We start from the raw sequence: 21,342 nt of genomic DNA, 5'->3' as shown, positions 1-21,342 counted from the left end.
GGCTTGTCGGTGGGGGCCGCACGGCCTCCGGCCGGTGGGGCCCGCTCCGGAGCTCTTCCTACCCCAGGACTAGGCGGGCACGCTCGCCACACCCTGCGCGAGGAACGGCTTCCCGTTCACCCGCTGCGAGACGCCCTCGCGGTCCAGGTACGGCGTGATGCCGCCCAGGTGGAAGGGCCAGCCCGCACCGGTGATCAGGCACAGGTCGATGTCCTGGGCCTCGGCGACGACGCCCTCGTCCAGCATCAGGCCGATCTCCTGCGCCACCGCGTCGAGCACGCGGTCACGGGTCTGCTCCTCGGTGAGGACGGTGTCGCCCTGCTTGAGGAGGGCGGCGACCTCGGGGTCGAGGACCGGCGCTCCGGAGTCGTAGACGTAGAAGCCGCGCTTGCCCGCCTTGACGACGGCCGCGAGGTTCTGCGAGACGGTGAAGCGCTCCGGGAAGGAGCGGTTCAGGGTCTCGGAGACGTGCAGGCCGATGGCCGGGCCCACCAGCTCCAGGAGCACCAGCGGGGACATCGGCAGGCCGAGCGGCTCGACGGCCTTCTCCGCGACCTCGACCGGGGTGCCCTCGTCGATGACGTTCTGGATCTCGCCCATGAAGCGGGTGAGGATGCGGTTGACGACGAACGCCGGGGCGTCCTTCACCAGGACCGCGGTCTTCTTCAGCTTGCGGGCCACACCGAACGCGGTGGCCAGCGAGGCGTCGTCCGTCTGCTCGCCGCGCACGATCTCCAGGAGCGGCAGGATCGCGACCGGGTTGAAGAAGTGGAAGCCGACGACCCGCTCGGGGTTCTTCAGCTTCGACGCCATCTCGGTCACCGACAGCGAGGAGGTGTTGGTGGCGAGGATCGCGTGCGCCGGGGCGACCGCCTCGACCTCCGCGAACACCTGCTGCTTGACGCCGATCTCCTCGAAGACGGCCTCGATGATGAAGTCCGCGTCCGCGAAGCCCTCGGCCTTGTCGAGGACACCGGAGACCAGGCCCTTGAGGCGGTTGGCCTTGTCCTGGTTGATGCGGCCCTTGCCGAGCAGCTTCTCGATCTCGGCGTGGACGTAGCCCACACCCTTGTCGACGCGCGCCTGGTCGATGTCCGTGAGGACGACCGGGACCTCCAGGCGGCGCAGGAACAGCAGCGCCAGCTGCGAGGCCATCAGGCCCGCGCCGACGACGCCGACCTTGGTGACCGGGCGGGCCAGGTTCTTGTCCGGGGCGCCGGCCGGGCGCTTGGCGCGCTTCTGGACCAGGTTGAAGGCGTAGATGCCGCTGCGCAGCTCGCCGCCCATGATCAGGTCCGCCAGCGCCTGGTCCTCGGCGTCGAAGCCGGCGGACAGGTCGCCGTCCTTCGCCGCAGCGATGATGTCCAGCGCGCGGTACGCGGCCGGGGCCGCACCGTGCACCTTGGAGTCGGCGATGGCCCGGCCCCGGGCGACGGCCTGGTCCCAGGCGTCGCCGCGGTCGACCTCGGCGCGCTGGACCGCGACCGTGCCCTTGAGGACGTTCGCGGTCCAGATCAGCGACTGCTCCAGGAAGTCCGCACCCTCGAAGATCGCGTCCGCGATGCCGAGTTCGAAGACCTGCTTGCCCTTGAGCTGACGGTTCTGGTTGAGCGAGTTCTCGATGATCACCGAGACCGCGCGGTCCGCGCCGATCAGGTTCGGGAGCAGCGCGCAGCCGCCCCAGCCGGGGACCAGACCGAGGAAGACCTCGGGCAGCGAGAACGCCGGGAGCGCCTTGGAGACGGTGCGGTAGGTGCAGTGCAGACCGACCTCGACACCGCCGCCCATGGCCGCGCCGTTGTAGTACGCGAAGGTGGGGACCGCGAGGCCGGAGAGGCGGCGGAAGACGTCGTGGCCGCCCTTGCCGATGGCCAGCGCGTCCTCGTGACGGCTCAGCAGCTCGACGCCCTTGAGGTCGGCGCCGACCGCGAAGATGAACGGCTTGCCGGTGATGCCGACACCGGTGATGGTGCCCTCGGACGCCTCCTTCTCGACCTGGTCGATCGCGGCGTTCAGGTTCGCCAGCGACTGCGGTCCGAAGGTGGTCGGCTTGGTGTGGTCCAGGCCGTTGTCCAGCGTGATGAGCGCGAACCGCCCGGCACCGGACGGCAGGTCCAGGTGGCGTACGTGCGCCTGCGTGACGACCTCGCCGGGGAACAGCTCGGCCGCACCCTTCAGAAGCTCAGTGGTGGAGCTCACTTGTTGCCTCCGTCAGCGTTGAAGTGCGGGTTCTCCCAGACGACCGTCGCGCCCATGCCGAAGCCGACGCACATCGTCGTCAGGCCGTAGCGGACCTCGGGCTGCTCCTCGAACTGCCGGGCCAGCTGCGTCATGAGCCGGACACCGGAGGAGGCCAGCGGGTGGCCGTAGGCGATCGCGCCGCCGTACTGGTTGACGCGGGCGTCGTCGTCGGCGATGCCGTAGTGCTCCAGGAAGGCGAGCACCTGCACGGCGAACGCCTCGTTGATCTCGAAGAGACCGATGTCGGAGATGGAGAGGCCGGCCTGGGCCAGCGCCTTCTCGGTCGCCGGGATCGGGCCATAGCCCATGACCTCCGGCTCGACGCCCGCGAAGGCGTAGGAGACGAGGCGCATCTTGACCGGGAGGCCCAGCTCGCGGGCGACGTCCTCGGCGGCGAGCAGGGAGGCGGTGGCGCCGTCGTTGAGACCCGCGGCGTTACCGGCCGTGACCCGGCCGTGGGCACGGAAGGGGGTCTTCAGACCGGCCAGGGACTCCAGCGTGGTGCCGGGGCGCATCGGCTCGTCGGCGGTGACCAGGCCCCAGCCCGTCTCGCCCGCCTCGGCGTTGGTGCGGCGCACCGACACCGGTACCAGGTCCTGCTGGATCTTGCCGTTGGCGTACGCCTTGGCGGCCTTCTCCTGCGAACGCACCGCGTACGCGTCGGCGCGCTGCTTGGTGATCGTGGGGTAGCGGTCGTGCAGGTTCTCCGCCGTCATGCCCATGAACAGGGCGGACTCGTCGACCAGCTTCTCCGACACGAAGCGCGGGTTCGGGTCGACGCCCTCGCCCATCGGGTGGCGGCCCATGTGCTCGACGCCACCGGCCACGACGACGTCGTACGCGCCGAAGGCGATCGAACCGGCCGTCGAGGTGACGGCGGTCAGCGCGCCCGCGCACATGCGGTCGATCGAGTAGCCGGGGACGGACTGCGGCAGACCGGCCAGGATTCCGGCGGTGCGGCCCAGCGTGAGGCCCTGGTCCCCGATCTGCGTGGTCGCGGCGATGGCGACCTCGTCGATCTTCTTGGGGTCCAGGTCCGGGTTGCGGCGCAGCAGCTCCCGGATGGCCTTCACGACGAGGTCGTCGGCGCGGGTCTCGTGGTAAATGCCCTTCGGGCCCGCTTTGCCGAACGGGGTGCGGACGCCGTCGACGAAGACGACGTCCCGGATGGTACGAGGCACGGTGGCTCTCCTCCAGGGTGCGGGATGGCACTGCTGCGGGGCGCGCCACGGGGGTGCGCCGCCTGCCCATCATGCTACTTGCGGGTAACCAGACTGCCCACCCCCCACGGCCGGAGCGTCGAAGGTCACACCGGTCCGGCGGGCGGCACAGGGCTCCCCGGACGCCCCGGCCGTACGTTCCCGACCGGGCCCCTCACCGCATGGTCGCAGCGATCGGCCCGGAGGACCGCACCACCTCCGCGACGAACCGGCCCCGCCCGATGCCCAGCCGCCGCAACGCCGGACCATGGTCCACCGCCACCACCAGCGAGGCCACGGCCAGGGCGGCACGCCACCCGGAGGTCACCAGAACCCGTACCGGCGGCGGCAGCGGGCGCAGGCCCCGGCGCAGGCGGTGGCAGTGGAAGGGCACGTGCCGCTCCTCGTCGGCCAGGATCCGCCCCGCCACCTCCCGGGTCAGCGCGTCCTCGCCGCCCTCCCGCAGGGCCCGGTAGTACCGCAGCGCGATCACCTCCGCGATCATGAGGACCAGCAGTTCGAGGCGGAGTCCCAGGGCTCGGCGCAGCGCCACGAAAACCCGGTCGCTCCAGTGCGAGGCGATCACGGGCGCGCCGCCCGAGGCCAGCAGGAGCGCCAGCAACCTGGCGTGATTTCGCTCCTCCGCGACGAACATCCGCACCGCCGACGCGTACTCCGCGTCACCGGCCGCCTCCGCTTCGGTGATCAGCCCGGCCCCGTCGCCGTCCTCGCCGACCTGGAAACGCTGCAGACTGCGCCGGATCGCGGGGTGCGGCGGCACGCCGGTCTGCCAGTCCGGATCGCCTCGTTCCGCCCGGTCAAGCCGCGCTTCCTCGAAGGCGCGTATCCATTCGCCGTACGCCGTGGTGTCCATGTCCGTCCCCCGTGACTCCGATGAATCCTCTGGCTCCGATGGCTCCGATGGTTCTTGTGGTTCCCGCGGTTCCTGCCGGGCAGGGAAAACCCCCCGGCCGACGGCCGAGGGGTGTTCGCGAGTGCCGGCGTGGGGTCAGGCGGTGGCGTCCAGCGCCCGGACCAGGAGCGGGGCGACCTGCTGGATCTGCCAGTTCCGTGCCCCGTATCCGGCGAGGGTGTCCTCGACGGCGCCCGGGGTCGGGTTCTTCGGCGGCTCCCAGCAGACCCGGCGCACGGTGTCCGGCGTGATCAGGTTCTCCTGGGGCATGTGGAGGCGCTCGGCCAGCTCGGAGACGGCGGTGCGGGCGGCCGAGAGCCGGGCGGCGGCGGCCGGGTCCTTGTCGGCCCAGGAGCGCGGGGGAGGCGGTCCGGCCGGCTGCTGGCCGGGCTGCGGGAGCGCCGACTCGGGCAGCGCCTTGGCCCGCTCCACGGCAGCCTGCCACTGCTCCAGCTGACGCCGGCCCATGCGGTGGCCGAATCCCGGCAGCGCGGTCAGGGCCTGCACATCGACCGGCAGCGCGAGCGCGGCCTCGACGATCGCGGCGTCGCCGAGCACCTTGCCCGGCGAGACGTCGCGGCGCTGGGCGACCTGGTCACGGGTGGTCCACAGTTCCCGGACGACGGCCATCTGACGGCGGCGGCGCACCTTGTGCATGCCCGAGGTGCGGCGCCAGGGGTCCTTGCGGGGCGGGGCCGGCGGCGCGGAGGCGATGGCGTCGAACTCCTCCCGGGCCCACTCCAGCTTGCCCTGCCGCTCCAGCTCCTCCTCCAGCGCGTCGCGCAGGTCGATCAGGAGCTCCACGTCGAGTGCGGCGTAGCGCAGCCAGGGCTCGGGCAGCGGACGGGTGGACCAGTCGACCGCGGAGTGGCCCTTCTCCAGGGCGTACCCGAGGACGTTCTCCACCATCGCGCCGAGGCCGACGCGCGGGAAGCCCGCGAGCCGTCCCGCCAGCTCGGTGTCGAAGAGCGAGGTGGGGGTCATGCCTATGTCGCGCAGGCACGGCAGGTCCTGGGTCGCCGCGTGCAGGATCCACTCCGTGCCGCCCAGGGCGGAGCCGAGGCCGGAGAGGTCGGGGCAGCCGACCGGGTCGACCAGGGCGCTGCCCGCGCCCTCGCGGCGCAGCTGTACGAGGTAGGCGCGCTGGCCGTAGCGGTATCCTGAGGCGCGCTCGGCGTCGACGGCCACCGGGCCGGTGCCCGCGGCGAAGGCCGCGATCACCCGGGCGAGGGCGTCGTCGGACGTCACCACCGGGGGAATGCCCTCGCGCGGCTCCAGCAAGGGGATCGGCGCCGGGGCGACGTCGTCCGGGGGAGCGCCCCCGGTGGTTCGCAGTGAAGTGTCTGCTGCGGTCTCTTGGGCGTCGGTCACGTGTCAAGGGTATCTGTGTATGCAGGGAGCCCGTCGACGGAACGTTCCGTCGACGGGCGGCCATGCGCGTATTCCAGCCGGAGACGCATCGGTGCACGTCCCGGCGGGGTGCGGTCAGTGGATGATGCCCGTCCGCAGGGCGACCGCGACCATGCCGGCCCGGTCTCCGGTGCCGAGCTTGCGGGCGATGCGGGCGAGGTGCGACTTGACGGTCAGGGCGGAGAGGCCCATCGAGACGCCGATGGCCTTGTTGGACTGGCCTTCGGCGACCAGGCGGAGCACCTCCACCTCACGTCCGGACAGTTCGCGGTAGCCGCCCGGGTGGCTCGGGGAACCGGGAGGCCTGCGGTGCATACGGGCCGCGTTGGCGCCGATGGGGGCGACGCCGGGGCGGGTGGGGTGACCGATGTTGGTTCGGGTGCCGGTGACGACGTAGCCCTTCACGCCGCCCGCGAGGGCGTTGCGAACGGCGCCGATGTCGTCGGCGGCGGAGAGGGCGAGACCGTTGGGCCAGCCTGCGGCGCGGGTCTCGGACAGCAGGGTCAGCCCGGAACCGTCGGGCAGGTGGACGTCGGCAATGCAGATGTCGCGCGGGTTGCCGACGCGGGGACGTGCCTCCGCGATGGACGACGCCTCGATGACGTCACGTACTCCGAGGGCCCACAGATGGCGGGTGACGGTGGAACGGACGCGCGGGTCGGCCACGACGACCATGGCCGTCGGCTTGTTCGGGCGGTAGGCGACCAGGCTTGCGGGCTGCTCAAGGAGAACGGACACCAGGCCTCCTGGGGGGAGTGGCGGGACGGGCCGGCTCGGGGGATGAAGCCGGGGGCGAACCGTGCTTGAAGGGTCATTGACCTCTTCGGCAGCGGACCCGTCCTCCTTTAGGGGAAGATCACGATTTGGTGAGTAACAATTCGGGCAAATAGGACGTGCGATCGATTGTACGAAAAGAGAGTCGGCGCTTGTGCGATACGGGTGACGGAGTGTTACGAAACCTGCGGCCCGCGCCGCTGCGGCAGCGTCACCACCGCCGCGTCCGCCGGATCCGACGGCGGCAGTCCCGCGATCTGGCACAGCAGATCGCCCCAGGCCATCAGGTGCGACGCCGCGTCCGGCGCTCCGCCCCGCCCCTCGCGCGGCGTCCACGAGGCGCGGATCTCGATCTGCGTCGCCGGACGGCGCGCGGACAGCGCACCGAAGTAGTGCGATCCGGCGCGTGTCACCGTCCCCCCGGCCTCTCCGTACGACAGGCCCCGCGCGTCCAGCGCACCCGTCAGCCAGGACCAGCACACCTCCGGGAGCAGCGGGTCCGCCGCCATCTCCGGCTCCAGCTCCGCCCGGACCAGCGTCACCAGCCGGAACGTGCCCTGCCAGGCGTCGTGCCCCGCGGGGTCGTGCAGCAGGACCAGTCTGCCGTCCGCGAGATCGTCCTCGCCGTCCACCACCGCCGCCTCCAGGGCGTACGCGTGCGGAGCGAGGCGCTGGGGCGGCCTGGTCGCCTCCACCTCCAACTCCGGGCGCAGCCGCGCGGAGCGCAGCGCGTCGACCGCCGCCAGGAACGCGGGCGGCACGGAAGGACCCTCCGCACGGTCCTCGCTGTCAACGCCGTCGGAATGATCGGAAAACTGTCCCTGAGCCGGAGCCATGCGGGGAAGAGTAGGCGGAAGGCGGGCCTCGCGCAGGGAGAGACACCCGTGCGGGGCCGGGCTCCTACGCATTGCGTGCGAAGATTCTGTGCGTGAGTGCCAACGACAGCCCTTCGGGCCAGCAGACGACGACCTCCGCCAGCCTCGACGCGGTCCGCCACGCCACCCACGACTCGGCGTTCCTGAAGGCCTGCCGGCGCGAACCGGTGCCGCACACGCCGGTCTGGTTCATGCGCCAGGCGGGGCGTTCGCTGCCCGAGTACCTGAAGGTCCGCGAGGGCATCGCGATGCTCGACTCCTGCATGATGCCGGAGCTGGTCACCGAGATCACGCTGCAGCCCGTACGCCGCCACAAGGTCGACGCCGCGATCTACTTCAGCGACATCGTCGTGCCCCTGAAGGCCATCGGCATCGACCTCGACATCAAGCCCGGCGTCGGCCCCGTCATCGCCCAGCCGATCCGCACCCGCGCTGACCTCGCCCGGCTGCGCGACCTCACCCCCGAGGACGTCCCGTACGTCACCGAGGCCATCGGGATGCTCACCGCCGAGCTCGGCGCCACCCCGCTCATCGGCTTCGCCGGAGCCCCCTTCACACTGGCCAGCTACCTCGTCGAGGGCGGCCCCTCGCGCAACCACGAGCGCACCAAGGCCATGATGTACGGCGACCCGCAGCTCTGGGCCGACCTCGTGGACCGGCTCGCGGAGATCACCGGCGCGTTCCTCAAGGTCCAGATCGAGGCCGGCGCCTCCGCCGTCCAGCTCTTCGACTCCTGGGTCGGCGCGCTGGCCCCCGCCGACTACCGCCGCGCGGTGCTCCCCGCCTCCGCGAAGGTCTTCGACGCCATCGCCCCCTACGGCGTCCCCCGCATCCACTTCGGCGTCGGCACCGGCGAACTGCTCGGCCTGATGGGCGAGGCCGGAGCGGACGTCGTCGGCGTCGACTGGCGGGTCCCGCTGGACGAGGCCGCCCGCCGTGTCGGCCCCGGCAAGGCGCTCCAGGGCAACCTCGACCCGGCCGTGCTGTACGCGCCGACCCCGGCCGTCGAGGAGAAGACCCGCGAGGTGCTGGACGCCGCCGCCGGGCTCGAGGGCCACATCTTCAACCTGGGCCACGGCGTCATGCCGACCATGGACCCGGACGCGCTCACCCGCCTCGTGGGTCACGTCCACGAGCAGACCGCGCGCTGAAGCGCCGAGCGCACGGGGGCCGGCCGGGAGAGGCCGGCCCCCGTGCGCTCAGCTCCCCGCGCCCCGCACCGCCGCGACCGTCTTGCGGGCGGCCACCAGCACCGGGTCCCAGACCGGCGAGAACGGCGGGGCGTAGCCGAGGTCGAGCGCCGTCATCTGCTCCACCGTCATCCCGGCCGTCAGCGCCACCGCCGCCACGTCCACCCGCTTCGCCGACCCCTCGCGGCCGACGATCTGCACCCCGAGCAGCCGGCCCGTACGCAGCTCCGCGATCATCTTCACCGTCATCGGCTTCGCCCCCGGGTAGTACCCCGCCCGCTGCGTCGACTCGATCGTCGCCGTGACATAGCGCAGCCCGACCGCGCGGGCGTCCTTCTCCCGCAGCCCGGTCCGGGCGATCTCCAGGTCGCAGACCTTGCTCACCGCCGTACCGACCACGCCCGGGAACGTGCCGTAGCCGCCCCCGACGTTGGAACCGATCACCTGGCCGTGCTTGTTGGCGTGGGTGCCCAGCGCGACGTGCCGGGTGCGGCCCGCCACCAGGTCCAGGACCTCCACGCAGTCGCCGCCCGCCCAGATGTTCTCGTGGCCCACCACCCGCATCGCCAGGTCCGTGAGCAGTCCGCCGTGCGGGCCCACCGGCAGTCCCGCGTCGCGCGCGAGCGCCGTCTCCGGCTCCACGCCGATGCCGAGGACCACCACGTCCGCCGGATACGTCCCCGCGTCCGTCGCCACCTCGCTCACCCGGCCGTCCGGACCGGTGAGGATCTTGGTCACGGCCGCCCCGTTGACCGTGGTGATGCCCAGCCCGTCCATCGCCTCGTGGACGAGCCGCCCCATGTCCGCATCGAGCGTCGCCATCGGCTGCTCGCCCCGGTTGAGGACGGTCACCTCGAAGCCCCGCTTGAGCATCGCCTCGGCCATCTCGACGCCGATGTACCCCGCGCCCACCACGACCGCCCGGCGGGTCTCCCCGGAACCCAGGGCGTCCAGCGAGTCCAGGAGCGCCTGCCCGTCGTCCAGGGTCTGCACCCCGTGCACCCCGGCCGCGTCCATCCCGGGCAGCGCCGGGCGCACCGGACGGGCCCCGGTGGCGATCACCAGCTTGTCGAAGCCCGTCCAGTACGTCTGCCCGCTCTCCCGGTCCAGCGCCTTCACCCGCCGCCCGGCCACGTCCAGCTCGGTCACCTCGGTCCGCATCCGCAGATCGATGTCCCGCTCCCGGTGCTCCTCGGGGGTGCGGGCGATCAGGTCGTCCCTGGCCTCGACGTCGCCGCTCACCCAGTACGGGATGCCGCACGCGGAGTACGAGGTGAAGTGCCCGCGCTCGAAGGCGACGATCTCCAGGTCGTCCGGCCCCTTCAGCCTGCGGGCCTGTGACGCGGCGGACATGCCCGCCGCGTCACCGCCGATGACCACCAGTCGCTCCGCTGCCATGCCGGGTCCCTTTCGCCGGTTCGCCGCATCGGCGAGTCAAGGCCCCACGCTACGACGCCGCAGCGGTTCAGGAGGCCGGGGCGCCGTCCTTCCCGGCCACGGGCGCCGCAACCGCCGGCGCGGTACGACGGGCCGCCGCGCGCTTCCGCAGCACCCTCCAGGCCACCACGGCCAGGGCGGCGGTGAGCAGGAACGGGAACGCGGCCCCGAACGCCACCGCGATCCACCGCAGCATCGTCACGAACGCGTCCCAGCCGCCGCCCAGCGCGTCCAGGAAACCGGGGTCGTCCTCCTTCTCGCCGTCGTCGCCCGGGGCGTCCGGCGGCGTCAGGTCCAGGGTGATCGTCGCCAGCGAGGTGCGGTCCTTCAGGCTCGCCTGCTGCGCCAGCAGCGACTCCAGGTCCGACTGACGGCTGCTCAGCTCGCCCTCCAGAGCGACCACATCGTTGATCTTCTCCGCCTTGTCCATCAGCTCCCGCACCCGCGCCACGCTCGCGCGCTGGGTGGAGATCCGGCTGTCCACGTCGACCACCTGGTCGGTGACGTCCTTCGCGTTCGAGGCACGCGACAGCAGCTTTCCGGAACCTGACAGCTCCCGCAGCACCTCCTGGAACCGCTCCTGCGGCACCCGCAGAACCAGGTGCGAGGTCTCGTAGGTGTCGTCGAGCCGCTCGGTGTTCTCCGACGCCACCAGACCCCCCGCGCCCTCGGCCACGCCGCGCGCGGCGGCCACCGCCTTCGGCACGCTCTTCACCTCGACGGAGAGCGTGGCCGTACGGATGACATGGGTGCCCCCGGGCTTCGGCGCCGCCTTCTTCCCGGCCGCCTTCCCGTCCGCCTGCTGCTCGGCGGCGGAGGCCGCCGCCCCGTTCTCGTCCGCGAACCCCTCGCGCGGCGCGGACTTTCCGTCCGCCGCCTTCGCCCCGTCGCCCGACGCGTCGCCCGCCGCCCCGCAGCCGCCGACGGCGAGCAGGAGGCCGAGCGCCCCGGCGACGAGCGCGGCCCTCCCCCGGACGAAGGATCGATCGATTCTGCTCTCCACACGCATAACTGGTCCCCCCAGGAAGTCGGTTGATGGTGACTGTTCGACGCGGCGGCCTCGCCGCGGGTTGCCGCCCGCCGGTTTCGAAGTGGTCACGGTCGGGCCGCGGTACGGGTTTGAGAGAGTGGACCCATGCAGCGTTCTCAACAGCGTGCGGAAACGCCCCCGGGCCACGTCGTCGTCGTCGGCGGCGGCATCGCCGGCCTGGCGGCCGCCCACCGCCTGGTCGCCACCGGACTGCGGGTCACCCTCCTGGAGGCCACGGACCGGCTCGGCGGCAAGCTCATGACCGGCGAGATCGCGGGCGTCCAGGTCGACCTGGGGGCCGAGTCGATGCTCGCCCGGCGCCCCGAGGCGGTCGCCCTGGCCGAGGCGGTGGGTCTCGCCGACCGCCTCCAGCCGCCCGCCACCGCCACCGCGTCGCTCTGGACGCGCGACGCGCTGCGCCCCATGCCCAAGGGCCACGTCATGGGCGTTCCGGGCGACCCGGCGGTCCTCGGCGAGGTGCTGTCGCCCGAGGGCCTGGCCCGGATCGCCGAGGAGCGCGACCTCACCCCGACGCCCGTCGGCGACGACGTCGCGGTCGGCGCGTACGTCGCCGACCGGCTCGGCCGCGAGGTCGTGGACCGGCTGGTGGAGCCCCTTCTCGGCGGGGTCTACGCGGGCGACGCCTACCGGATCTCGATGCGCGCCGCCGTCCCCCAGCTCTTCGAGGCCGTGAAGGAGGGGGGCCCGCTGCTGGACGCCGTCCGCCGCATCCAGGAACGGGCCGCCGCCCGGCAGCAGACCGGCCCCGTCTTCCAGGGCATCGCGGGCGGCATCGGCACCCTTCCGGCCGCCGTGGGCGACGCCGTCCGGGCCGGCGGCGGCGAGATCCTCGCCGAGACCCCCGTCCTCGGTCTCACCCGTACGGAGACGGGCTGGGCCGTCCGCACCGACACCGGGACCATCGCCGCCGACGGCATCGTCCTGGCCACCCCCGCCTGGTCCGCCGGCACCCTGCTGGCCGCCGAGTCCCCGGCCGCCTCCGCCGAGCTGTCCGGCGTCGAGTACGCCTCGATGGCCCTGGTCACCCTCGCCTTCCGGCGCACCGACATCGAGCGGTACGAGACGTTGCGCGACCGCTCCGGCTTCCTCGTACCGCCGGTCGACGGGCACACGATCAAGGCGTCCACGTTCTCCAGCAACAAGTGGCAGTGGGTCGCCGACGCCGCCCCCGACCTGTTCGTGCTCCGCACCTCCGTCGGCCGGTACGGCGAGGAGGACCACCTCCACCGGGAGGACGAGGAACTCGTCGCCGTCTCCCTGCGCGACCTCGCCGCCGCCACCGGCCTCACCGCCCGGCCCGTCGACACCGAGGTCACCCGCTGGATCGGCGGCCTGCCGCAGTACCCGGTCGGCCACCTCGCCCGGGTCGCCCGTATCCGCGACGAGGTCGCCAAGCTGCCCGCGCTGCGGGTCTGCGGCGCGGTCTACGACGGGGTCGGCATCCCCGCCTGCGTCGCGAGCGCGCATCGCGCGGCCGACGAGATCGCGAGCGAGATCATCGCCACGCCGACCCTGGTTCGGGGCACGGGGAGCGAGGCGGGACAATAGCCGTATGAGTGCTCCTGAGACTGTGACATCAAGCAAGAGTCCGAACGCCGGCAAGAAGGCCAAGGACCTCAACGAGGTCATCCGCTACACCCTGTGGTCGGTCTTCAAACTGCGCGACGTGCTCCCGCTGGACCGCGCGGGACACGCCGACGAGGTCCAGGAGCTGTTCGACCAGCTCGCGGCGAAGGACATCACCGTCCGGGGCACCTACGACCTCTCCGGGCTGCGCGCGGACGCGGACATCATGATCTGGTGGCACGCCGAGACCTCGGACGAGCTCCAGGAGGCGTACAACCTCTTCCGGCGCACCAAGCTCGGCCGCGCGCTCGACCCGGTCTGGTCGAACATGGCGCTGCACCGCCCCGCCGAGTTCAACAAGTCGCACATCCCGGCGTTCCTCGCCGACGAGACGCCGCGCGACTACATCAGCGTCTACCCCTTCGTCCGGTCCTACGACTGGTACCTGCTGCCCGACGAGGACCGCCGCCGCATGCTCGCGGACCACGGCAAGATGGCCCGGGGCTACCCGGACGTCCGCGCCAACACCGTCGCCTCGTTCTCGCTGGGCGACTACGAGTGGATCCTCGCCTTCGAGGCGGACGAGCTGTACCGCATCGTCGACCTGATGCGTCACCTGCGCGCCTCCGAGGCACGGCTCCACGTGCGCGAGGAGGTCCCGTTCTACACGGGCCGCAGGAAGAGCGTCGCAGACCTGGTGGCCGGGCTCGCATAACCAGCGAGTCCCGCACCACCCCAACCCGGAAGATCAGAGGGACGGGCACCGGGCACCGACCGTGCCGCCCGCCTCTCCAGCGACACCGGGTTCGGCTTCGGGGGCCGTCGCACCGTGAAGGTGCGGCGGCCCCCGCTCCGTACGCCCGCGACGTCAGTCCAGCGAGACCGGGTTGGGCTCCGGGTGCGCGGCGCAGTCCGCACCCCGCCCCGGCACCTCGCCGGTCAGCAGGTACCGGCGCAGATGGTCGTCGACGCAGGCGTTCCCGGCCCCGCCGATGCCGTGCGTCCCCGCGTCCCGTTCGGTCACCAGCGAGGACCCGGGCAGCCGCTTCCGCAGCTCCAGCGCCCCCTGGTACGGGGTCGCCGCGTCCCGCTCCGCCGCGAGGATCAGCACCGGCGGCAGTTCGCCCCACCCCACCCGGACGTCCACCGGCCGCTGCCGGGGCGCGGGCCAGAACGCGCACGGCAGATTGGTGAAGGCGTTGTCCCAGGCCTCGAACGGCGCGACGCGCGCCAGCTCCGTGTGGTCGCGGTCCCACACCTCGAAGTCCTCCGGCCAGGACGCGTCGTTGCACTCGACGGCCGTGTACACCGCCTGGGCGTTCTCGTTGTCCTTCGCCGCCACCGCACGCGGGGAGGCCTGCGCGACCAGCGGCTCCGGGTTGCCCCGGACGTACTCCGACAGGGCCGTCGCCCGCATCGCCCAGTAGTCGTCGTAGTACCCCGCCCCCAGGAACGCCGAGTGCAGCTGCCCCGGTCCGACCTTGCCGCCCGCCGGCTTCACCGCCAGCTCGGCGCGCACCTCGTCGTAGGCCTTCTGCACCGCCTCCGGGGTGGTCCCCAGGCGGTACACGTCGTCGTGCTTGGCCACCCAGCGGCGGAAGTCCTCCCAGCGCGCCTCGAAGGCCAGCGACTGGCCCATGTTGGAGCGGTACCAGATCTGCTCCGGGTCCGGATCGACCGCCGAGTCGAAGACCATGCGCCGTACGTGGGAGGGGAACAGCGTCGCGTACAGCGCCCCGAAGTACGTCCCGTACGACGCGCCCATGAACGTCAGGCGCGGCTCACCGAGCGCGGCCCGCAGGACGTCCAGGTCCCGGGCGTTGTTCAGCGAGGTGTAGTGCCGCAGGGTCTCGCCCGCGTGCTCCGCGCACCCCTGCGCGTACGCCTTCGCACGGGCGACGCGCCGCTCCTTGTACTCCCGCGTCGGGTGCGTCGGCGCCTCGGTCGGGCCCTTCGTGTACGCGGCGGGGTCCTGGCAGCTCAGCGGGGCGGAGGAGCCGTTGACGCCGCGCGGGGCGTAGCCGACCAGGTCGTACGCCTCGGCGATCTCCTTCCACTCCGGCAACTCCCCGGCGAGCGGGAAGGTGACGCTGGACGCGCCGGGCCCGCCCGGGTTGTAGACGAAGGCGCCCTGCCGCTCCTCGGCCGGACCGGTGGCGGGCGTGCGGCTGACGGTCAGTTCGAGCTGCCGCCCGTCCGGCTTCGCGTAGTCCAGGGGCACCTTCACCGTGCCGCACTTCAACGAGTCCGGGAGCATCTCCTCCTCGGGGCAGGAGACGAAGTCGATCCCGGCGGCGGTGGCACGCGCGGCGGCGATCGCGGTGCCCCGGTCCTCGGCGGATCCCGGGCGCTCCCAGGCCCCCGCGGGAGCGGCGGCCAAGGCGGACAGGACCAGGGAGCCGATCGATGTGTAGAGCGCAGCAGTTCTCACGCGCGGGGGCCTCTCTGCGGATGCGGAGAGGCATGGTCGGGCGAGCGGGCGCCGATGTCCAGCCCCGCCCCGGCATGTCCGGGAGGACCACCCTGATGGGCGGTCAACCACGGTGCCGCGCAGCCCGGTTCGCTCGGTTCAGGACCCGCCGCCGCAGCCTCCGCCCCCGCCTCCGCCGCCCCCGCCCCCACAGCTGGACCCGCCGCCGCCGCCTCCGCTGCTGCCGCCGCACCCGGAGCCCGAGGAGCACCCGGACCCGCCGCCGCAGCTCGATCCGGAACCGCCCCCGGTCGACCCTCCGCAACTGGAGCCGCCGGGGCCGGAGGCGGCGCACCAGACCGTCGTGGCGGCGAAGGCGGTGGCTCCCGTCGCCATGGACCCGGCGACGGGCGCGGAGGACCGGCGGCGCGGAGCGCTCAGCCGTGCCGCCGCGACCAGTTGCTCCCCGAGCGCCGGGTCCGGCAGGGCGCGCAGTCCCCGGGTGGCGACCAGATGGGAGGGGGTCACCACATGGGCGTAGGCGGTGCGGAAGGCCAGGGCGGCGCGGCGGCCCGACTTCGTGATGCGGCTCGCGGAGGAGGCCGCGACGATCAGCCCGCTGAATCCGCCGATCAGGATCGCGGGCAGCATCTTCACGATGAACGGGACCGGGAAGTCCAGGGAGTCGTCCAGGGCGTACTGGATGAACGTGAGCACCAGGCTCAAGGGCAGCGCTACCAGGCACGCCACCCCCTGGATCAGCCCCCACCTGCGCAGCGGGCGGATCCGATGGGGCGGTACGAGCAGCCCGCGCGCCGCGAGTCCGTCGCCGGTCTCCTGGACCGCCGGGTGCCGCATCACTCTTTCCCGCAGGACGTGCAGGGCGCCGTTCGGCGCGGCGGCCAGCTCCTGGAGCACCGCACGCTCCACCGGGTCGTTCGCCCGCGGATGCCGTACGGAGATGATGCCGGGACCGCCGATGAGCACCCGGCCGTCCGCGTGGAGCGCGGTCAGGGCGGTGTCCACGACCCGGGCCGGACCGCCGTTCAGGAACGCGACCTCGTACAGGTCGTGGAGTTCGGGGCGGGGGCTCGCGGAGGGGCGGCGGGACCGTTCGGCCACCGCCCTGACGACGAGCAGCACCGACGAGAGGACGACCGCGAGGGTCGCCAGCAGAGCGAGAACGTTCACAGCGGTCACTTCCCCACGAGGGCGGCACGGGCCGCCCGGACCAGACGGGTGGTACGGCGTGGCGGCCTGGCGCCCGCCCGGTCCCGCCACCAGTACGTCAGCCGGCGTCGCGCCGCCGGATCGGTGGGCCCGCCCGTGATGAGCACGTGCTCAGCGAAGTCCAGGGCGTCGCGCCGGTAGCCGCCGGACATCGGACGGCTCCCGGCGTACGCCAGGAACGCGGCGCGGTAGCCGTCGCCGAGGATCTCCGGCAGCTCCGGCGCGACCTTCGCGACGACGTCCGCGCGCTTGGCGGCCAACGCCCGGCTCTGCACCCGCAGCCGCCGGTGGTCGAAGCCCTCGGGGGCCGGCGTTCCGGCCACGAGAGCGGAGAGCAGCGCGGTCTGCGCGACGGCGGTACGGTCACGGGTCCCGGCCGGCACGGGGACGGCCGCCGCTGCCTTACGGGGTCCGGCGGCTGCGGCGTCGTCGGGCGCGGGGGCCGGGTCCGCCGGGGGAGCCGCCTGCCGTAGCGTCGCCCGGATCGCGTCCAGTTCGCCCGCCAGCTCCGCGGCCGGCGGGAAGGCGTCGTCCCGCTCCAGCAGCACGCCCGGCGGGTCGACCCGGGAGCGCAGCTCGGCCAGCACCTCCAGGACGGGGGCGGACACCGGGTGGGCGTGCGTGTCGTGCCAGACGCCGTTCTTCTCGACCCCGCCCGCCACATGGACGTACGCGATGGCCTCCACCGGCAGCTCGTCCAGTGCCTTCGCCGGGTCCTGGCCCAGGTTGACGTGGTTGGTGTGCAGATTGGCCACGTCGATCAGCAGCCGCACCCCGGTCCGCTCGACCAGCTCCGCCAGGAACTGCCCCTCGGTCAGCTCCTCGTCCGGCCAGGAGATCAGCGCCGCGATGTTCTCCAGCGCCAGCGGCACCGGCAGTGAGTCCTGCGCGATCCGCACGTTCTCGCACAGCACGTCCAGCGCGTCCCAGGTGCGGGGCACCGGCAGCAGATGCCCCGCCTCCAGCCTCGGCGAGGCGGTCAGCGGCCCCCCGGCCCGTACGAACGCGATGTGCTCGGTCACGAGCGGCGTCCCCAGCAGTTCGGCGCGCGCCGCGAGGCCGGCGAGGCGACCGAGGTCGGGCCGGTCCGCGCCGCCGAGCCCGAGTGCCACCCCGTGCGGCACGACGGTCACGCCGCGCTCCCGGAGCCGTACCAGCGAGTCCGGGAGATGGTCGGCGCAGAGGTTCTCCGCGACCGCCTCGACCCAGTCGATCCCGCTCAGCGCCTCCACCTCGGCCGCGATCTCCGGCCGCCAACCGATACCGATGCCCAGTTCCATGGTGCCCCCCGTCCCCCTGCTCACCTCGTTCTGTCCAGGGGTCATGGCCCCGACGCGCGGCGATGAACCCGACCGGGGGGACGTTCAGAGCTTCATTTGAGGTTCCGTGACCGCCGCCGCCGTTACGGCATCGGCATCATCGTGGGCGGCACCGGGCGTGAGGTGAAGGACTGGTCGCCGGTCGGAGTCGCGGGTACCGGGGCCAGGGGGGCCTGCCCGTCCCGGGGCATCGACGGGCCCGAGGGACTGGCCGTCGACCCGCTCGCCGCCTCGCGCGCCAGCGCGTCGAAGTCGACGAACCCGGTGGCCTCCAGCATGGTGATGTGGTCCAGCACGGTCTGGTTGGCGTCGCTCGCCAGCTGCCGGATCAGCGTGTTCCGGGTGGTGTGGCGGACCTGGCCGATCAGGCCGAAGACCTTGCCGTGGGCGGCCCGCAGGATATTGGCGAACTTCCGCTCGTACGCGTCCCCGCTCGCCGCCGTCAGCTCCCGCAGCCACTCCTGCTGCTGGGCGGTCGGCTGGTTGGGCAGCTCCACCCCGAGCTTCGCGGCCACGTCCCGGGCCCGCCGGTCCAGGTCCGTGTGCCCGACGACCAGATGGTCCCCGGCGGCCTTCGTCGCCTCACTGGGCGCCCGTTCGATCGCCTGCTGCCCGGCGGGCAGCTCCCACAGTCCGGCGAGCCGCACCTTGACCAGGAAGTCCCGGTCGGTCGCGGAGAGCGGGCCCCACTGGGTGGCGACGCTGGAGGCGTTCAGGTTCGCCTCGCCGGTGCCCGAGCGGTCCGCGTAGGACCAGACGGGGAACGCGATCGCGCCGAGTGTGGCGACCAGTGCCGCGATGATGAGGGCCGTTCCGTTGATGCGTCGCAACAAGGTGTCTCCCGGGACGAGGCGTGACAGCGTCGATCGGACGGGCGTCGATCAACCGCCAAGCGACTGGCTGTGCAGGCTACTTGGCGGTAACGCCGGTGGGGCAGTACCGGGAGATACGGAAAGGGAGGCAGAAACACTCAGCGCGCGGGCGATCGGTTCCAGGTCACCTTTCCGGCCGGCGGCGCAGCGCCGGGTGGTCGGCGATCACCGTGCGGGAGCTCGGCGCGATCTCCGTGAACCCCGCGTCGCGCACCACGGGCAGGCCGCTCGCGGTCAGCTCCCGCCAGTGCTCCGGGGCGGCCGTGGCCACGGAGAGCGGGAACCCCGCCTCGCGCCAGGCCTTGCGCTCGGTGTCGGACAGCTCCCACCAGGCCAGCTGGGCGCCGTGGCCGACCTGCGCCATCGTCTTGCCCGCCGACATCTCCAGCTCCGGGCTGAGCCACAGCACCGGGCCCTCCGGGTCCGGGGCGGCGGGCGGCCCGGGGTCGTCCAGCTCGGTGCCCGACACCTGGAGTTTGGCCAGCTCCTTGGGCCAGCCGTCCAGCGGGATCGGCGGGAACACCCGTACCTCCGCGCCGTCCTCGCCCGTCACCGTGATGCCGTCCAGCGCCGCGGCCTTGCGCCACTCCGCGCCGCGCGCCCGGCGCACCACCTTGCGGATCCGGGCGTCCTCCCAGTCCCGCATCGCCCCGGCCCACGCGCCCTCGCCGAGGGACCGCTCGTCGGACAGGATCGTGAGCACCGCGCGGGCGGCGGTGCGCAGGGCGTCCGTTCGGGCGGGCGGGTCCGTCTTCTCCAGGTGCACCACGAGCGGGAGCACGTACTGCGGGGCTTCGTCCCGGTCGGTCGGACCGTTGTGGAAGGGGCTCTGGGGGGTGTCGTCGCTGCTCACCGTCCCAGTCTGCCAGGCGGTGGCTGGTCACCCGCTTGGCGGAACGAACGGGTCCGGGTGAGGATGCTCCCCATGAAGAGCGATCTCTTTTCCAGCGAGCACATGGCCCAGCAGGCAAGCGCCCCCGGCATGTCGCTGCAGAACGCCAAGTCGATCAAGTACGCCGTCAACGGGGAGATGCACGCCCGCCAGGGCTCGATGATCGCCTTCCGCGGCAACCTCCAGTTCGAGCGCAAGGGCCAGGGCATCGGCGGCATGCTCAAGCGTGCCGTCACCGGCGAGGGCCTGGCGCTGATGGCCGTCCGGGGCCAGGGCGAGGCGTGGTTCGCGCATGAGGCGGCGAACTGCTTCATCGTGGAGCTGGACCAGGGTGACTCGATCACCATCAACGGCCGTAACGTCCTGTGCTTCGACCCCACGCTCTCCTACGAGATCAAGACCGTGAAGGGCGCCGGAATGGTCGGCGGCGGCCTCTTCAACAGCGTCTTCACGGGCTACGGCAAGCTCGGCCTGATGTGCGAGGGCACCCCGATCGTGATCCCCGTGACGGCCGCCCAGCCGGTGTCCGTGGACACGGACGCGGTCGTCGGCTGGAGCCAGCAGCTCACGACCAGCCTGAACCGCTCCCAGAGCGTCGGCTCGATGGTGCGCGGCGGATCCGGCGAGGCCGTGCAGCTGGTGCTCCAGGGCGAGGGCTTCGTCATCGTGCGGCCCAGCGAGGCCAGGCCCGAGAAGACCTCCAACTGAGCCCGGACCCGCCGCCCGACGCGGTGAGTAGGCTCGTGGATGTGGAAAAGGACAGGGACGAGGCGTACTGCGCGACCCCGGGGCCGATCGCACCGGCCGGACCGGCGGCGCCGGGCGGCGCGGCCGAGGGGCATTCGTACGCCGAGTGCGTGCTGTGCCGCGAGCCGACCGAGTACCCGGCGGCCACGAAGGGCGCCACGCTCTGTCCGGTCTGCGCCTGGCAGGAGGCGGGCCGCACGGCCTGCTCGGGCTGACGGCCTGCTCCGCGACCGGCCTGCCTGCCTGCCTGTCTGTCTGCTTGCCTGCCGCCCACGCCCGTGCTCAGGCGCTGTCCTCCATCAGCTCCGACACCTTCACCAGGCGGTAGCCGCGCTCGCGCAGCTCCGGCACGATCCGGCGTACCGCGGCCTCGGTGGCGGGGGCGGCGCTGCGGGTGCAGTGCATCACCACGAGCGACCCCGGCCGCACCCCGTCCAGCACCTGCTCGGCCACCGCGTCCGCGTCCGTGGCGAAGGCGTCGCCGCTGACCACGTCCCACTGCACGGCCGTCACGTTCGCCGGGGCCAGCGCACGCAGCGCCGTGTCGTCGTAGCAGCCGCCGGGGAAGCGGAAGTACGGCACCACGTTGCGCACTCCTGCCTTCCGGAACGCCGTGAAGGCACGTTCGACGTCGCGGGTCATCGCGGTCTTCCCGACCACCGGCAGGCCGTAACAGGGGGCGCTGAAGGCGTGGTGGCTGTAGGAGTGGTTGGCGACCTCGAACAGGGGATCGGCGCCGATGGCCTTCGCCTGCGCCGGGTACTCCTCGGCCCAGCGCCCGGTCATGAAGACGGTGGAGGGCACCTTCAGCCGGCGCAGCAGCGCGACCAGTTCCGGGTTGTCGAACCGCTCGCCGGAGGCTGCCCGGGGGCCCTGATCGGCCGTCATGTCCGCGTCGAACGTGAGCGCCACGACCTTCTCCGCGGCGGTGCCCGAGGCGTTCCCGCCCGTCGGTCTCCGCTCGAAGACCGGGGTGCGGCCCGCCGGGCCGGGGGCCATGGTGGGCGGCTTGTCGGGAGCGGCGGAAGCCGAAGCGGGAGCCGTGGGCGGGGGACCGGGTGCGGGGGCGGGGCCCCCGCACCCGGTCAGAGCGCTACCCGTCAGCACCCCCGCCACCGTCAGGGCCGTCGTCGTCCGCCTCGCCCGCATCGTCCGCGCAGTAGTGATCACTCACGGAAAATATCTGACAATACGGTCATATGTGTCGACGGCGCTC

19 protein-coding genes are annotated in these 21,342 nt (G+C 72.8%); 5 read left to right on the top strand and 14 right to left on the bottom strand.

Going from position 1 to position 21,342, the window contains the following annotated elements:
• Window positions 1-69 precede the first annotated feature (69 nt).
• The 6 genes from ACFWRV_RS09765 to ACFWRV_RS09740 all read right to left on the bottom strand — a co-directional run bounded on the left by ACFWRV_RS09765 (window position 70) and on the right by ACFWRV_RS09740 (window position 7,373).
• Entirely contained in the window at window positions 70-2,199 is a 2,130-nt protein-coding gene (locus ACFWRV_RS09765) for a 3-hydroxyacyl-CoA dehydrogenase NAD-binding domain-containing protein (protein WP_384330850.1), read from the bottom strand.
• Complete coding sequence (locus ACFWRV_RS09760) at window positions 2,196-3,422, bottom strand: acetyl-CoA C-acyltransferase (RefSeq protein WP_109163063.1); 1,227 nt, start codon at window positions 3,420-3,422, stop codon at window positions 2,196-2,198. Before ACFWRV_RS09760 ends, ACFWRV_RS09765 begins: the two co-directional genes overlap by 4 nt.
• 193 nt (window positions 3,423-3,615) lie before the next feature.
• Complete coding sequence (locus ACFWRV_RS09755) at window positions 3,616-4,314, bottom strand: ferritin-like domain-containing protein (RefSeq protein WP_384330846.1); 699 nt, start codon at window positions 4,312-4,314, stop codon at window positions 3,616-3,618.
• Window positions 4,315-4,449: 135 nt separating this feature from the next.
• Window positions 4,450-5,724, bottom strand: coding sequence for an HRDC domain-containing protein (locus ACFWRV_RS09750; protein ID WP_384330843.1), 1,275 nt, complete (start codon window positions 5,722-5,724; stop codon window positions 4,450-4,452).
• A 114-nt stretch (window positions 5,725-5,838) separates the two neighbouring features.
• A complete protein-coding gene (locus ACFWRV_RS09745) occupies window positions 5,839-6,501 on the bottom strand; it encodes a response regulator transcription factor (RefSeq protein ID WP_003965521.1) in 663 nt (220 codons plus the stop codon).
• A 212-nt stretch (window positions 6,502-6,713) separates the two neighbouring features.
• Window positions 6,714-7,373: a DUF3000 domain-containing protein gene (locus tag ACFWRV_RS09740; RefSeq protein WP_384330840.1), complete on the bottom strand. Its 660-nt coding sequence runs from the start codon at window positions 7,371-7,373 to the stop codon at window positions 6,714-6,716.
• Window positions 7,374-7,465: 92 nt separating this feature from the next.
• On the opposite strand from ACFWRV_RS09740, the gene hemE reads away from it, so the two are divergent.
• Window positions 7,466-8,563, top strand: coding sequence for a uroporphyrinogen decarboxylase (gene hemE, locus ACFWRV_RS09735; RefSeq protein WP_384330837.1), 1,098 nt, complete (start codon window positions 7,466-7,468; stop codon window positions 8,561-8,563).
• A gap of 48 nt (window positions 8,564-8,611) precedes the next feature.
• On the opposite strand, the gene ACFWRV_RS09730 is transcribed toward hemE, so the two are convergent.
• Together ACFWRV_RS09730 and ACFWRV_RS09725 are read right to left on the bottom strand one after the other, a co-directional pair.
• The gene (locus ACFWRV_RS09730; protein WP_384330834.1) at window positions 8,612-10,000 is read right to left on the bottom strand and encodes an FAD-dependent oxidoreductase; all 1,389 of its coding nucleotides are present in this window, start codon (window positions 9,998-10,000) and stop codon (window positions 8,612-8,614) included.
• A gap of 67 nt (window positions 10,001-10,067) precedes the next feature.
• Window positions 10,068-11,048 carry a DUF4349 domain-containing protein gene (locus tag ACFWRV_RS09725; RefSeq protein WP_384330831.1) on the bottom strand — a complete coding sequence of 327 codons (981 nt, stop codon included), beginning with the start codon at window positions 11,046-11,048 and terminating at the stop codon, window positions 10,068-10,070.
• A gap of 126 nt (window positions 11,049-11,174) precedes the next feature.
• On the opposite strand from ACFWRV_RS09725, the gene hemG reads away from it, so the two are divergent.
• Window positions 11,175-12,638 carry a protoporphyrinogen oxidase gene (hemG, locus tag ACFWRV_RS09720; protein ID WP_384330828.1) on the top strand — a complete coding sequence of 488 codons (1,464 nt, stop codon included), beginning with the start codon at window positions 11,175-11,177 and terminating at the stop codon, window positions 12,636-12,638.
• Between the two features lie 4 nt (window positions 12,639-12,642).
• Window positions 12,643-13,371, top strand: coding sequence for a hydrogen peroxide-dependent heme synthase (gene hemQ / locus ACFWRV_RS09715; protein ID WP_384330825.1), 729 nt, complete (start codon window positions 12,643-12,645; stop codon window positions 13,369-13,371).
• Window positions 13,372-13,524: 153 nt separating this feature from the next.
• Here hemQ and ACFWRV_RS09710 read toward each other — a convergent pair whose 3' ends face one another.
• The 5 genes from ACFWRV_RS09710 to ACFWRV_RS09690 all read right to left on the bottom strand — a co-directional run bounded on the left by ACFWRV_RS09710 (window position 13,525) and on the right by ACFWRV_RS09690 (window position 19,340).
• Window positions 13,525-15,087: an alpha/beta hydrolase gene (locus ACFWRV_RS09710; protein ID WP_384330822.1), complete on the bottom strand. Its 1,563-nt coding sequence runs from the start codon at window positions 15,085-15,087 to the stop codon at window positions 13,525-13,527.
• Window positions 15,088-15,225: 138 nt separating this feature from the next.
• The gene (locus tag ACFWRV_RS09705; RefSeq protein ID WP_384330819.1) at window positions 15,226-16,257 is read right to left on the bottom strand and encodes a TIGR04222 domain-containing membrane protein; all 1,032 of its coding nucleotides are present in this window, start codon (window positions 16,255-16,257) and stop codon (window positions 15,226-15,228) included.
• Window positions 16,258-16,262: 5 nt separating this feature from the next.
• Complete coding sequence (locus ACFWRV_RS09700) at window positions 16,263-17,576, bottom strand: DUF692 domain-containing protein (protein ID WP_384330816.1); 1,314 nt, start codon at window positions 17,574-17,576, stop codon at window positions 16,263-16,265.
• 122 nt (window positions 17,577-17,698) lie between these two features.
• Window positions 17,699-18,445, bottom strand: coding sequence for a DUF4142 domain-containing protein (locus tag ACFWRV_RS09695; protein ID WP_176734541.1), 747 nt, complete (start codon window positions 18,443-18,445; stop codon window positions 17,699-17,701).
• A 166-nt stretch (window positions 18,446-18,611) separates the two neighbouring features.
• A complete protein-coding gene (locus tag ACFWRV_RS09690; protein WP_384330813.1) occupies window positions 18,612-19,340 on the bottom strand; it encodes an aminoacyl-tRNA hydrolase in 729 nt (242 codons plus the stop codon).
• Between the two features lie 72 nt (window positions 19,341-19,412).
• Between ACFWRV_RS09690 and ACFWRV_RS09685 the strand changes: the two genes are divergently transcribed.
• Window positions 19,413-20,087, top strand: a complete 675-nt coding sequence (locus ACFWRV_RS09685) for an AIM24 family protein (RefSeq protein ID WP_384330810.1) — start codon at window positions 19,413-19,415, stop codon at window positions 20,085-20,087.
• A gap of 41 nt (window positions 20,088-20,128) precedes the next feature.
• Window positions 20,129-20,341, top strand: a complete 213-nt coding sequence (locus ACFWRV_RS09680) for a hypothetical protein (RefSeq protein WP_384330807.1) — start codon at window positions 20,129-20,131, stop codon at window positions 20,339-20,341.
• Window positions 20,342-20,408: 67 nt separating this feature from the next.
• Here ACFWRV_RS09680 and ACFWRV_RS09675 read toward each other — a convergent pair whose 3' ends face one another.
• Window positions 20,409-21,275, bottom strand: a complete 867-nt coding sequence (locus tag ACFWRV_RS09675) for a polysaccharide deacetylase family protein (protein WP_384330871.1) — start codon at window positions 21,273-21,275, stop codon at window positions 20,409-20,411.
• Window positions 21,276-21,342: the final 67 nt, after the last annotated feature.

The sequence above is a fragment of the Streptomyces sp. NPDC058576 genome (genome assembly GCF_042718715.1).
GTDB lineage: Bacteria > Actinomycetota > Actinomycetes > Streptomycetales > Streptomycetaceae > Streptomyces.
The sequence above is the reverse complement of the archived record's forward strand: the minus strand, read 5'-3'. Positions and strand labels throughout refer to the sequence as shown.

What these genes read in the sequence shown, in the direction of transcription:
- ACFWRV_RS09755 (WP_384330846.1), bottom strand. Translation starts at nt 4,314, where the DNA reads ATGGACACCACGGCGTACGGCGAATGGATACGCGCCTTCGAGGAAGCG.
- ACFWRV_RS09725 (WP_384330831.1), bottom strand. Translation starts at nt 11,048, where the DNA reads ATGCGTGTGGAGAGCAGAATCGATCGATCCTTCGTCCGGGGGAGGGCC.
- ACFWRV_RS09730 (WP_384330834.1), bottom strand. Translation starts at nt 10,000, where the DNA reads ATGGCAGCGGAGCGACTGGTGGTCATCGGCGGTGACGCGGCGGGCATG.
- ACFWRV_RS09700 (WP_384330816.1), bottom strand. Translation starts at nt 17,576, where the DNA reads ATGGAACTGGGCATCGGTATCGGTTGGCGGCCGGAGATCGCGGCCGAG.
- ACFWRV_RS09685 (WP_384330810.1), top strand. Translation starts at nt 19,413, where the DNA reads ATGAAGAGCGATCTCTTTTCCAGCGAGCACATGGCCCAGCAGGCAAGC.
- ACFWRV_RS09675 (WP_384330871.1), bottom strand. Translation starts at nt 21,275, where the DNA reads ATGCGGGCGAGGCGGACGACGACGGCCCTGACGGTGGCGGGGGTGCTG.
- ACFWRV_RS09740 (WP_384330840.1), bottom strand. Translation starts at nt 7,373, where the DNA reads ATGGCTCCGGCTCAGGGACAGTTTTCCGATCATTCCGACGGCGTTGAC.
- hemG (WP_384330828.1), top strand. Translation starts at nt 11,175, where the DNA reads ATGCAGCGTTCTCAACAGCGTGCGGAAACGCCCCCGGGCCACGTCGTC.
- hemQ (WP_384330825.1), top strand. Translation starts at nt 12,643, where the DNA reads ATGAGTGCTCCTGAGACTGTGACATCAAGCAAGAGTCCGAACGCCGGC.